Annotated in this window: 10 protein-coding genes; 5 read left to right on the top strand and 5 right to left on the bottom strand. The window is 45.2% G+C overall.

Translation table 11 applies throughout. The features are described from left to right. Positions 1 to 50: 50 nt before the first annotated feature. Positions 51 to 1,184, bottom strand: a complete 1,134-nt coding sequence (locus AC59JT_RS11125) for a GAF domain-containing protein (RefSeq protein WP_497398745.1) — start codon at positions 1,182 to 1,184, stop codon at positions 51 to 53. 284 nt (positions 1,185 to 1,468) lie between these two features. Here AC59JT_RS11125 and AC59JT_RS11120 point away from each other — a divergent pair, with 284 nt between their 5' ends. Both AC59JT_RS11120 and AC59JT_RS11115 read left to right on the top strand, forming a co-directional pair. Then, positions 1,469 to 2,122, top strand: coding sequence for an HAD family hydrolase (locus AC59JT_RS11120; protein WP_497398743.1), 654 nt, complete (start codon positions 1,469 to 1,471; stop codon positions 2,120 to 2,122). Positions 2,123 to 2,302: 180 nt separating this feature from the next. Further along, complete coding sequence (locus tag AC59JT_RS11115) at positions 2,303 to 3,070, top strand: hypothetical protein (protein WP_497398741.1); 768 nt, start codon at positions 2,303 to 2,305, stop codon at positions 3,068 to 3,070. Positions 3,071 to 3,107: 37 nt separating this feature from the next. Here AC59JT_RS11115 and lysA read toward each other — a convergent pair whose 3' ends face one another. Both lysA and AC59JT_RS11105 read right to left on the bottom strand, forming a co-directional pair. Then, on the bottom strand, positions 3,108 to 4,262 hold the full coding sequence (gene lysA, locus AC59JT_RS11110) for a diaminopimelate decarboxylase (protein ID WP_497398739.1): 1,155 nt from the start codon (positions 4,260 to 4,262) through the stop codon (positions 3,108 to 3,110). A gap of 153 nt (positions 4,263 to 4,415) precedes the next feature. Beyond that, positions 4,416 to 5,726 carry an aspartate kinase gene (locus AC59JT_RS11105; protein ID WP_497398737.1) on the bottom strand — a complete coding sequence of 437 codons (1,311 nt, stop codon included), beginning with the start codon at positions 5,724 to 5,726 and terminating at the stop codon, positions 4,416 to 4,418. A 95-nt stretch (positions 5,727 to 5,821) separates the two neighbouring features. On the opposite strand from AC59JT_RS11105, the gene AC59JT_RS11100 reads away from it, so the two are divergent. Then, complete coding sequence (locus AC59JT_RS11100) at positions 5,822 to 7,234, top strand: phosphohexomutase domain-containing protein (RefSeq protein WP_497398735.1); 1,413 nt, start codon at positions 5,822 to 5,824, stop codon at positions 7,232 to 7,234. A gap of 308 nt (positions 7,235 to 7,542) precedes the next feature. On the opposite strand, the gene AC59JT_RS11095 is transcribed toward AC59JT_RS11100, so the two are convergent. Continuing rightward, complete coding sequence (locus tag AC59JT_RS11095) at positions 7,543 to 8,043, bottom strand: DUF892 family protein (protein ID WP_497398733.1); 501 nt, start codon at positions 8,041 to 8,043, stop codon at positions 7,543 to 7,545. A 115-nt stretch (positions 8,044 to 8,158) separates the two neighbouring features. Between AC59JT_RS11095 and AC59JT_RS11090 the strand changes: the two genes are divergently transcribed. Continuing rightward, positions 8,159 to 9,103, top strand: a complete 945-nt coding sequence (locus AC59JT_RS11090; protein ID WP_497398731.1) for a Smr/MutS family protein — start codon at positions 8,159 to 8,161, stop codon at positions 9,101 to 9,103. A gap of 143 nt (positions 9,104 to 9,246) precedes the next feature. Here AC59JT_RS11090 and AC59JT_RS11085 read toward each other — a convergent pair whose 3' ends face one another. Beyond that, entirely contained in the window at positions 9,247 to 9,627 is a 381-nt protein-coding gene (locus AC59JT_RS11085) for a DUF2784 domain-containing protein (protein ID WP_497398729.1), read from the bottom strand. Positions 9,628 to 9,752: 125 nt separating this feature from the next. Here AC59JT_RS11085 and AC59JT_RS11080 point away from each other — a divergent pair, with 125 nt between their 5' ends. Then, entirely contained in the window at positions 9,753 to 12,500 is a 2,748-nt protein-coding gene (locus tag AC59JT_RS11080; protein WP_497398727.1) for a glycoside hydrolase family 2 TIM barrel-domain containing protein, read from the top strand. The last annotated feature ends 50 nt before the right edge of the window (positions 12,501 to 12,550 follow it).

Raw genomic sequence — 12,550 nt, 5'->3', positions numbered from 1 at the left:
ATGACATAAATAATATTTATCCTTCCCAAAAGGGAGGTCGAGAGTGGTAACTAGGCTACCGACATATACCCATTGATCGTATCTTCCGAATCCTTTACGATCTCGCATATCTTCTGATCCAGCTCCTGCACGGTAAGCTCCAGCATCTCAAAATACTCGGGGGCTGCTTTGCTTTGTTCCAATTTGATGAGGGCCATAATACCTAACAGCGACGCTACCGGACGGCGTAACTCGTGCGATTGGATGATGGCAATGCGGGTAAGCGCGGCGTTTTGGATATTGATCTGGTCCTCCTGCATTTTACGTTCTGTAACGTCGGTTGAGTTGAGGGCCACGCCAATGATCTCGTCAGCTTTATTTTTTATAGGGACAAATACAACCTCTTTCCAACGGGCCTGAGGGGTATCGGCATTTAGTATCCATTCTTTTTTCACCGTTTCGCCTTTAAAAGCACGTGCAAATAATTTTTTAAGAGATTCAACGCGGTTAGGGGTAACATGGTTAAGCAGGCAATCGCCGGTTATCAGGCCGCTGCCATTGTTTTCCTGCGCAAACTCTTCAGCGGCATTGTTAAAGGCCAGTATCTCCAGATTATTGTTCACCAGCACATGCGTGTCGCGGCTGCTGTTAAATATGGCGTTCAGCTTTAGTTCCGATTCTTCAATGATCTTTTTTTGCAGCTTGGTTTCATGGTGGCGCTGCTCCAGTTCGGTAAGGCTGTGGTTAAGTTCCATCAGGTTCATTACCTGTTTTGACAGTACTTTAAGCGCGTGCTGCTGGTGTTCATCAAGGTCGCGTGCTTCCAGGTCAACAACACATAAACTGCCAATAGCGTGGCCATCATTAGTTTTAAGCGAAGCTCCGGCATAAAAACGTACATGCGGGTCGCGATGAACCAAAGCGTTGTCTACAAAGCGTGGGTCTACCGCCAGGTTGGGCACTATCATCAGGCCATCCTGCTGTATGGTATAATTACAAAAGGCCAGGCTCCTGTCGGTCGATTCGATATCAACCCCCGTGCGCACTTTAAACCATTGCACGTCATCATCAAGCAAAGTAATTAGTGCAACCGGCGTTTTGCATAGGTGCGCGGCGAGTTTAACGATCTCTTCCAGATCGGCTGTGATAGCGGCATCAAGGTGTTTAAACCTTTGTACAGCTTGTAGTCGGTTAAGTTCGTTCATAGATGCAGTGACAGGGGGTAAGCACCAATAAATTTTTTACAACTATAGCTACGCTTTTATATATCATATGGTTTTAAATTTCGACTTAATAACGTTGTAAACCTTGTAACTTTTATAATACAATTATTAGTTATAGGTTAATACTTTATTAATAAGCAATTGGTTGCTCAACGTCGGTTTTAAAGACTTGTTTTTTTGGGTAGATAAAAGGGTTTGTTACTTTTGCGGGCGGAGGCAGCTCACCTGACTTACACAGTGCCACCAAACAAAAACATATACTAACAATGCGTGCATTTTTATTTGATTTAAACGGAACCATGATAGATGACATGGCTTATCATGGCCGTGCCTGGACGAACATGTTTAACCAGGAGTTAGGTACTAACTTTACCACCAACGAGCTTGCCCCGCAACTATACGGTAAAAACCCCGAACTGATAACCCGCGTATTTGGAGCAGGCAGGTTTACAGCCGAAGAGATGGACCGCCTATCTATGTTAAAGGAACAGCAATACCAACGGGAGTACCTGCCGCATTTACGCCTGCTACCCGGTTTGTCCGAGTTTTTGGAGCAAGCACACCAGGCAGGTATTTTAATGGCGATAGGATCTGCAGCTATACCATTCAATATTGATTTTGTGTTGGATAACCTTAACATCCGCCACTACTTTAAAGCCGTAGTAAGTGCCGATGATGTGCTGATCAGTAAACCACACCCCGAAACGTACCTTAAATGCGCCGAACTATTACAAGTTAACCCAACAGACTGTATTGTATTTGAGGATGTGCCAAAAGGTGTAGAATCGGCAGTTAATGCAGGGATGAAAGCCGTGGTATTAACCACCACGCACTCTATAGCTGGTTTTGCGAAGTATGATAACATATTGCATTTTGCCGATAGTTTTAACGGTGAATTTTTTGATGAACTTGCGCGTTAACCTGTAGCTTAGCGCTACAAAATAGTACGCTAAATAAGTGAAACAGGTGTAGTATTAAAAATATTAATATATTGATAATGAGTGGTGTAGCATGCTACACCAGGTGTAGCGGTGTAGCGCGCTACGCATAAACCGCTACACTGCGCGTTATATAGTGAAGAAGAATTTAAAATTTGACCTATGAAGATAAAGTTACCATTTATATGCGGTTGCGCGATGCTGATGCTGAGTGCCTGCTCGCGGGTGTACTCGCCGGCGCTGTTCCATAACGATATTGCGTATATGCCCAAACCAGCCTCGTTTGATAAGGAGGCCTCATCCACCTATGTTTCCGGCGGACTGGACATGCACGCCAACAGCAGCTTTAATGACCTGATCATTAGCGGCCAGGTTAACCTGAGCCAGGGTCATCGTTTCAATAATTTTAACGTTGCCTATGGTGGTTTCGCCTCTTTCGGCGATTACCAGAACGGTTCGAGTGACAAAGCTGCCCCCAATTACTTTAGTGACAAGTTTTTCGGCGCCGTAGGCGGACGTTTTTCGGCAAATGCCTTTGTAACCGAGGGTAGGGTTGATTTCAGATTCATCGGTGTTGAGGCCGCCTTCAGCCATGAATTTGGCGATTACCTGGCCTACCGTAAACTGGTAGCCAACCAGCCCGCCTTTTACGTTGATAGCCGCAGCGATCTCTTCAGCCTTGGCCTAACCACCGAGGTGATATTCCATAACCAAAATAATGTGGAATTTCAGCATGGCATCCGTGGTTACCTGGGCACCACCTTTGGCAATAACAATATTAACAACGTTAAGTACACCGAGGATTCGGCCACGGCCCGCATGTTCCGTAACATTTATCCAAAAGCGGCGTATTACATGAAGCTGAGAGATTTTTTTGGCACCATTGAGGTAGGCAGTGCCTTTATGATGAGGGCAGGATATAGGTTCTAACAAAAAAGCCGGGACACGATCCCAGCTTTTTTATTATCTATTCAGAGTAAACACTTACCACCTTATCCCGCAGGTTATAACCCGATGCCATAACCTCGCCATAAGCGCCGGCAGTGCGTACGGCAATCAGGTCGCCACGGAATGATTCAGGCAGGCTCACATCCTTGCGGAAGCAGTCGGTGCTCTCGCAAATAGGGCCAACGACGTCGTAGTTTAAGTTATTACTTTCCGACTTCCGGCTAATGTTCTCAATTTCATGATATGCCTGGTAAAGCATTGGGCGCATCAATTCGGTCATGCCGGCATCCAGGATCAGGAAGTTCTTTTTCTGGCCGTTCTTAACATAAAGCACCCTGGCCACCAGCGATGCGCATTGGGCCACCAGCGCGCGACCCAGCTCGAAGTGTACCTCCTGACCGGGTTTAACATTCAGGAAGTCTTTGAAAACTTTGAAGTAACCCTCAAAGTTAGAAACGGTGTTAGTGTCCGGGTTGTAATAGTCAACGCCAAGGCCACCGCCGGCGTTGAGTACCTTTACGGTGAACCCGTGGTTCTCAAACCAGTCCTGTATCTCGTTTATGCGGATGCAAAGGCTTTTATAAACTTCCAGATCAGTGATCTGCGAACCTATGTGAAAATGAACGCCGATAAACTGTATGTTGCTGCAGGCGCGTAAAGTTTCGGCCACGCTATCCAACTGCCAGGTATTAACGCCGAATTTATTTTCATCCAATCCGGTGGTAATGTAGTGGTGTGTATGCGCGTCAACGTTAGGGTTTATGCGGATGGCCACGCGGGCGGTTTTACCCTTAGCGATAGCAAGCTCATTAATAACCTCCAGTTCCTGTACAGATTCCACGTTGAAGCAGAATATGTCGGCATCTAAAGCCAGGTTTATTTCCTTGTCTGATTTACCCACGCCGGCAAACACCACCTTGTCCTTGCTAAAACCATAGTCAATAGCAGCTTTCACCTCGCCACCGCTCACACAGTCGGCGCCAAAGCCTATGGCCTGCACGGCTTGCAAAACCTTAGGGTTAAAGTTAGACTTTAAGGCATAGTGCACATGAAAGCCATATTTGGCCGAAGCCGCATGGCAAGCCTGTAATGCCTGGTTCAAAACATCCAGATCATAGTAATAAAATGGTGTTTCGATGTTGTTAAAACGGGTAACGGTATCTTGGTTGAACATAATCTTTTACGTCATTGCGAGGAACGAAGCAATCTCTGCACATGCGGGTCAGCTATCCTCATTATATTTATTGCCGTTTGCCGGTCGAATTTATCTCAATGCTAAGCTTATGTAGAGATTGCTTCGTTCCTCGCAATGACGGCGTATTATTTATTAAAATAATCGGCTGTGCAAGCTCCTCAGTGCCTCCACCTTGTCCTCAGTTTTAACCAGTACAGATAGGTTGTGCTTGCTGCCGCCGTATGATATCATGCGCAATGGCAGGTGTTTCAAGGCATCCAGCACGCGCGAGCCGAAGCCCTGCTTGTCTGCCGCGAAATCGCCCACTACGCAAATAATAGTCTGATCGTGGTCAATGTCCACCTCGCCAAAGCTGTTTAACTCTTCCAATATCTGGTCAAGGTATGTCGTGTCATCAATAGTTAAAGATACCGCCACTTCCGAAGTGGTGATCATATCTATCGAAGTTTTATATCGCTCAAAAACCTCGAACACCCTGCGCAGGAAACCGTAAGCCAGCAACATACGGCTTGATACGATCTTGATAGCCGTAATTCCATCCTTAGCCGCAATAGACTTGATCTGGTTCTTTTCACTGGTTGAAGTAATCAAGGTGCCCTTAGCCTGCGGATCCATCGTATTCAGCAACCTAACCGGAATTTTATATTTCTGTGCCGGGAAAACACTTTGCGGATGCAATATCTTAGCACCAAAATAAGCCAGCTCGGCAGCTTCATCAAATGATAGCTGGGCGATAGGTTTAGTACCTTGTACAATGCGCGGATCATTATTGTGCATGCCGTCAATGTCGGTCCAAATCTGCACTTCTTCGCTGTTGATGCCGGCACCTATTAATGACGCGGTGTAATCGCTGCCACCGCGGCGCAGGTTATCAATCTCGCCGAAGGCATTACGGCAAATGTAGCCTTGGGTGATGAATAGCTTATTATCCGGGTGTTTTTCTAATAGTGGGATAAGATGCGACGTGATATGCTCAACCAGCGGCTCGCTATCCTCATCGGTTTTCATAAAATCTAAAGCAGGTAATAATACCGAGGGTACGCCTATCTCCTTTAAATAAACATGGTATAACGTAGTCGATAGCAACTCGCCCTGCGCCAAAATTATTTTATCCTCTACCGAAGTAAATAAGTCGTTGGCAATATTGCTCAACAGCGAAAAATGATAGTCAATAACCTCTTTGCCTTCTGCTAAAAAATCTGGTTTGGCAAAAAGTTCGGTAATAAAAGTTTCGTATTTGGCCTTCAGGGCGGCAATTAAACCGGCGGCCTTAGGTTTATCGCCGGCCAGGTAGGCCTGTCCAATTTCAACCAAACTGTTTGTAGTGCCCGATACGGCCGACAGCACCACGATCTGTCTTTCCGAAGCATCAATAATGCCCAGCAAATTCTTCATTCGCTCAGGGCTTCCTACCGATGTTCCGCCGAATTTTAAAACTTTCATTTTTTGTTTCTGTTTACCACAAATGATTGATATTCTTGTATCAACTTTGAGGCGCCTAAATTAGGATTTTAACCACTATATATCATCATAGTAAAATGACAAAAATAAAATTTGGTACAGATGGCTGGAGAGCTATCATCGCGGAAGATTTTACCGTTGAAAATGTGAAACGCGTGGCCTATGCAACCGCATTATGGCTTAAAGATAATTTTGAAAACCCTACTGCCGTTGTAGGTTGCGACCCACGTTTTGCCGGTCCGCTGTTTGCTGATACCACTGCACGCGTGCTGGCGTCGCAAGGCGTTAAAGTTTTCCGTGCCGAAAACCAGTTTGTATCAACCCCAATGATATCATTAGGTACGGTGCGTAAACATGCTTCTGCCGGTATTATTATTACCGCCAGCCACAACCCGCCTGCCTACAACGGTTATAAAATTAAAGCCGATTTTGGTGGTCCGGCTGTTCCTGCCGATATTGAAAAGGTAGAAAACCTGATCCCGGAAACTTTTACCGGTGAGTTAAAATCATTAGACGATTATCAAAAAGACGGCCTGGTTGAATACGTAAACCTGGAAGACATGTATGTAGCCCACGTTGAAAACAGTTTCGACCTTAACCTTATCCGCACCTGCGGCCTTAATTGGGCTTACGATGCTATGTACGGTGCGGGCCAGAACGTAATGCGTCGCCTGTTCCCTGATATTACCTTTTTACATTGCGATGCTAACCCGGGTTTTGACGGCCAGGCACCTGAGCCTATCCAGCGTAACCTGACCGAGTTTGAGGACCTGATCAAACTATCAGACGGTGAGATCGCATCAGGCTTAGTTACCGATGGTGATGCCGACCGTATTGGTTTGTATGACCAGGATGGCAACTTTGTGGATTCGCACCACATCCTGTTGCTGTTGATCCACTACATGTATAAAGTGAAAAAACAAGACGGCGAGGTTTACTCAACATTTAGTTGTACCAGCAAAATACAGAAGCTTTGCGATGCTTACGGTTTAAATAACACTGTAACCAAAATTGGCTTTAAATACATTTGCGACCTGATTGTTAACTCGGGCAAACCATTCCTGGTTGGTGGTGAAGAATCAGGCGGTATTGCTGCCGTTGGCCACATCCCTGAGCGTGATGGTATTTGGATTGGCTTAATTGTTTGGGAGTTTATGGCCAAAACCGGCCGCAGCCTGAGCGACCTGGTACAGGAGATTTACGACATTGTAGGCAAATTTGCCGTTGAGCGTTACGACCTGCATGTTACCGAAGAACTGAAACAGCAGATCATCAGCAACAGCAAAGAAGGTAAGTACACCAGCTTCGGCGATTTAAAGGTTGCCAAAATGGATGACCTGGATGGCTTTAAATTCTTCTTTGAAGATGGCAGCTGGGTAATGATCCGCCCGTCGGGCACTGAGCCGGTATTGCGTGTTTACTCAGAAGCACCAACTTCAAAAGACTCATTCAAAATTTTAGATACTGTTAAAGCCGTACTATTAGGCTAAGCGCTTACTTTTAAGTAATGAAAAAAATGGCCCTCCTGAAAAGGAGGGCCATTTTTTGTTATCGATTGCATTGCTATAATGCAAAATATGCCTGAAAGGGTTAAAAAGTTAATTTTAACGCCATAAATACTGACTTATTCGTCAGTATTTAATAATAGTTTACTAAACCGTTTGGAGGTTTAAAAAAAAACCTTCAACTTTACAGTAGGTTATTTTAATAGGGGTATTAAATAGCTATAACTAAGCCATCTGCGAAAGCGGGTGGCTTTATTTTTTGTATATTAATAGCTTGATTTTTAGTACGTTGATCAGGCGCCGATGTATTCTTTAGAAATGAGTACGAACAACTGGTCGTTATCAACGCACTCATCAAAACATTCTCTAAGCAACTGCTGCACCTGGGTGTTTTTTTGCGCTTTCGCAATGGTTCTGAGCAACCTGTACGATGCCATGTTTATATGTTCAAGCATTTGCATAAAACATATAATATCCATGTCTTTTAACATTGGTATATCAAAGTTATCAGAGAGGCAATATTCATCTTTAACAATAGCCCGCAAAGGGTTGCAATTCTCGTCCGAAGGGGTCTCGTTAAACGTCTCAAAAATTTGATCCATCCGTTTAATTTGCCTTTTTAAGTCATCAGCATATTCTGCCATTCCCTGTTGCAGGGTTTTAAAAGATGCCATTTCAATTAAACGCCCCATTTCACGATCGGCGTAGCGTTTGGCAAAATAAATGCGGTTAAGGTTATGCATAAACACCTTTTGTAATAAATCGTTGTTTAAGGGAGAGGTATGTGTTTTCATTATAGCTATTAGTTGTATTGGTGTTAAATTCACTACTAATACGTTTCAAGAGGTAGTATGTTTTAGCATAAACTAATATAGTGTAGCTTTGCGGCTCAACATGTAACACACACCCATGAAATTAAAACTAGGCGACTTTGTACGGTTTATAGATGAAAAGATGGAGGGTTTTATAACCCGCATTATTGATGAGCAGATGATAGGGGTAACCATTGAAGATGGGTTTGAAATACCTGTACCCGCCAACAAAGTAACCTTAGTACACGGCTACAAAGCGCCGGCCGCAGCAGGTACCGAAGCTGTGCAGGAAACAGCGGTATCATCCGCTGAATTTAAACGCAAAGGTATTTACCTGGGTGTAGTGGCCGATGCCAAAGCAAATTCGGTAGTGCATTTTCATTTAATTAACGATACATCGTACCAGTTGCTGGCTTCGCTAACTACAGATAAGCAGGGCTTTAAAGGAGAATATGCCGGTATTACGGCTCCGCAGGCAACCACGAAAATATATTCGGCACAGCTGGCTGATCTGCAGCTATGGCCAAAGTTTATCATCAATATACTGGCTTACACCACGCAAAATATTGAACCGGCGGCACCGATTGCCTTTAATGATAAATTTAAGGCGAAGGATTTTTCGGGCACTAAAAAGAATATCCCGGTTTTAAATCAATTGGGTTGGCTCATACGGTTAGATGAACCTGAATTAGTCATCGACGCAGATAAACTAAAGGAAAGCTTTTTTAAAACCGCCGAAGAGAAAGTAGCCGTAAACAAACCCGGTAAAGAGGTTGATCTGCATATAGAAAAGCTTCGCGACGATCATCAGTTTTTAAACAGCACCGAGATGCTAAAAATACAGCTGGACTATTTCCATAAAACCCTTGATGCGGCCATCGTTCATCAATTGCCCGAAATAGTGTTTATCCACGGCGCGGGTAACGGTACCTTACGTAATGAGATACACAAGCTGCTGGGCAAGCATGCCAAAGTGCAAACTTTTATGGATGCGCAGAAGGAGAAGTTTGGATATGGAGCTACGAGGGTGATGTTGAAGTAAATATCTTTTTTTATGTCATTGCGAGGAGGAACGACGAAGCAATCGCACGTTGCTTGGTAGGCTACTTTTCTCCGCGCGATTGCCACGCTGCGCTCGCAATGACAGGTTGGTGAAACCGTCGGTCAACGTCCAGCTCCTCAAGCCTATGTCCTGGACTTCTTTCCCGCAAAAAAATTAAAATATACCGTCATCACAATCGCCAATAAAAACCCACCGGCAGTAAACACATCAATAACAGACGATCGTACATCCGCACCGCTTATCCCCTCCACTACATATTCAATAAACGAATTTGGCAGATTAGTTTGGCCTAGTTCTGCTTTTACCTGCCACTGCCAATCGGTAACCGGGCAGTAACCAATGCCGTACCATATGCCCAGTAAAAACCAGCACGCGGCGGTAATGGCTACGCAGTATAAATGCGCGCGGCGGGTGCGTGGCCATATCCAGCCCACCAGGTTAAAACTTACAATAAGCAGGTGTACTATGGTGAGAGCGATATCCAGTAATTTCAAACCTATCATAATTTAAAAATAGCGAAGCGAAACCAGCTCTGCAACATCTGCATTACGCAATCGTTCCCGCGTTTTGTGTTTGCGCAAATTGGGTTGTAATGATTAGTTTAGCAACGAATAACCAATTTATAAACATGAAAAAACTGAGCCTGTTATGCCTGATGCTCCTGAGCGCGGCAAGCACGTTTTCGCAACAAACTATCGTAAAATACCTGTCGGGAACCGATAAAGATCATACCGTATTGTGGGATTTCTTCTGCACCGAAGGCCGTAAAAGTGGCTCGTGGACAAAAATACCTGTACCCTCTCAATGGGAACTACAAGGCTTTGGCAATTACAATTACGGACACGACAAAGTAAAGTTTAAAGAACAGGGCCAGTATAAAACTACATTCGCTACGCAGCCTGCCTGGAAAGGTAAACGCGTTTTTATTGTGTTTGAAGGCGTAATGCGCGATACCAAGGTGATGATAAACGGCAAACAGGCCGGTGAGGTACACCAGGGCAGTTTCTACCGTTTTAAATATGATATTACAGATCTGGTGAAAACAGGTCAAAATCAACTGGAAGTTACAGTTGATAAGGTGTCTGCCAACGCCTCGGTTAATAAAGCCGAGAATGGCGACTTCTGGATCTTCGGCGGTATTTATCGCCCGGTTTATTTAGAGATCACCCCGCAAACTTATATTGACCGTATGGCTGTGAATGCTACTGCTGACGGTGCATTTACCATGGATGTTTATGCGGCTAACTTAAAAGGCGACGAACTAATTACCGGCCAGGTGCAAAAATTAAACGGAGAGAACATAGGTAAACCATTCAGCGTAAAAGCTAATAGCGGGGCCGATTTTCAGCAACTGAGCGCCAGCTTTAACAAGCCTTTACAGTGGAGCGCCGAGTATCCTAACCTGTACCAGGCTATCATCAGCGTTAAAAGCAAAAGTGGTGTGGTGCTGCATACCCAGAAGCAAAAATTTGGTTTCCGTACTGTTGAGGTGCGTAAAAACGACGGCCTATATGTTAACGGCGCCAAAATAGTGTTGAAAGGTGTTAACCGCCATAGCTTCTGGCCGGAGAGCGGCCGCACGCTTAGCCATGCTATACACTTGATGGATACGAAGGCGATGAAAGATATGAACATGAACGCTGTTCGTATGTCGCATTATCCGCCTGACCAAGACTTTTTGGCGATATGCGATTCGATAGGCTTATATGTGTTGGATGAGTTGACAGGCTGGCAAGCTAAATACGATACTATTGTTGGTCGTAAGCTGGTTAAAGAAGTTGTGGTACGCGATGTGAATCACCCGGCTATTTTGTTTTGGGATAACGGAAACGAAGGCGGCTGGAACCGTGGTTTGGATAATGATTACAAGCTATACGATCCGCAAAACCGTACCGTAATTCACCCTTGGGAAAAGTTTAACAACACCAACACAAAACATTACCCCGACTATAACTATGTGGCCAACACCTTACCAAAGGATAAAGACGGCGGCGTATTTTTTCCAACCGAATTTATGCACGGCCTGTACGATGGTGGGGCAGGAGCCGGTTTGGAAGATTTTTGGAACGCGATGACCTTGTATCCGGCCAACGCGGGCGGCTTTATCTGGGTGTTGGGTGATGAAGCGATAATCCGTACAGATAAAAACGGCGCTTACGATGCCGATGGCAACCACGCGCCGGATGGTATTGTTGGTCCGCACCGCGAAAAAGAAGCAAGTTATTATACGATAAAAGAAATTTGGTCGCCGGTTTATATTACCCCACAGCCTATCGATGCGAAGTTTGATGGTAAGATACCAGTAGAAAACCGGTACTCGTTTACCAACCTTAATGCCTGCACTTTTAAATGGAAGCTGGTTAAGTTCCCATCCGCGGCAGCGAAAACAACTACTGCTACGGTTACTTTAACGGGCGCACCGGCAGCATTAAGCCTGGCACCCGGCGCGCAAGGCACGCTAAACCTTAATTTACCTGCCGGATGGAATAAAAATGACGCATTATATTTAACCGCTTACGACAGGAATAAGCACGAGATATTTACCTGGAGCTGGCCAATAACCGCGCCAGCGTCAATTGCTAAAACAGCAACGCCGTGGATAAAAATGCCTATTACGGCCAGCGAAGAAGGTAATGATGTGATCATTAGCGCTAATCGCGTAAAATACTATTTTGATAAAACTACCGGCTACATTGCTAAGGTGGTTAAAGGCAACACCACCATTTCCCTGTCGGACGGACCGGTACTGGCCGGCGTTAACACCACCCTGAAGCAATTTACCCACAAAGAAGAAAACGGCAACCAGATCATCGATGCCGAATACGAAGGCGATGCCACCCTGCACATACGCTGGACCTTTGCCTGGGGTAAACCCGCGCAACTGCAATACAGCTACAAGCAAAGCGGCGATGTGGATTTTCACGGTATAAGCTTTAACTACCCTGAGGATAAAGTTACCGGCATGAAATGGTTGGGCAGAGGCCCTTACAAAGTTTGGCGCAACCGCCTGCGCGGCCAGCAGTTTGGCGTATGGCACAAAGCCTACAACAACGGCATTACAGGCGAAAGTTGGATCTATCCCGAGTTTAAAGGCTACCACCAGGAAGTTAACTGGGTAACCATCGAGAACAAGGAAGCACCGTTCACCGTGTACAGCGATAACAAGAACACGTTTTTACAAGTATACAAGCAAGACCGCGCCAACGCTACCCTCGACCGTGTAGAGCCGCCTATGCCTAAAGGCAACATTAGCTTTTTGCAAGGCATAAGCGCCATAGGCACTAAGTTTCAGGATGCCAAGGCCATGGGCCCGCAAAGCCAGAAAAATAAGCTAAGCGGCGAGCCTGTAAGCGGCACGCTGTGGTTTGAATTTTAAGTTTAATTTGGTGTTTTATAGTTCAGAGTGTCATCCGTTGGGGTGGCACT

This window comes from Mucilaginibacter sp. A3364 (genome assembly GCF_059690715.1).
The sequence above is the reverse complement of the archived record's forward strand: the minus strand, read 5'-3'. Positions and strand labels throughout refer to the sequence as shown.

Coding starts and splice junctions, on each gene's coding strand:
- AC59JT_RS11125 (WP_497398745.1), bottom strand. CDS start 1,184: ATGAACGAACTTAACCGACTACAAGCTGTACAAAGGTTTAAACACCTT.
- AC59JT_RS11120 (WP_497398743.1), top strand. CDS start 1,469: ATGCGTGCATTTTTATTTGATTTAAACGGAACCATGATAGATGACATG.
- AC59JT_RS11115 (WP_497398741.1), top strand. CDS start 2,303: ATGAAGATAAAGTTACCATTTATATGCGGTTGCGCGATGCTGATGCTG.
- lysA (WP_497398739.1), bottom strand. CDS start 4,262: ATGTTCAACCAAGATACCGTTACCCGTTTTAACAACATCGAAACACCA.
- AC59JT_RS11105 (WP_497398737.1), bottom strand. CDS start 5,726: ATGAAAGTTTTAAAATTCGGCGGAACATCGGTAGGAAGCCCTGAGCGA.
- AC59JT_RS11100 (WP_497398735.1), top strand. CDS start 5,822: ATGACAAAAATAAAATTTGGTACAGATGGCTGGAGAGCTATCATCGCG.
- AC59JT_RS11095 (WP_497398733.1), bottom strand. CDS start 8,043: ATGAAAACACATACCTCTCCCTTAAACAACGATTTATTACAAAAGGTG.
- AC59JT_RS11090 (WP_497398731.1), top strand. CDS start 8,159: ATGAAATTAAAACTAGGCGACTTTGTACGGTTTATAGATGAAAAGATG.
- AC59JT_RS11085 (WP_497398729.1), bottom strand. CDS start 9,627: ATGATAGGTTTGAAATTACTGGATATCGCTCTCACCATAGTACACCTG.
- AC59JT_RS11080 (WP_497398727.1), top strand. CDS start 9,753: ATGAAAAAACTGAGCCTGTTATGCCTGATGCTCCTGAGCGCGGCAAGC.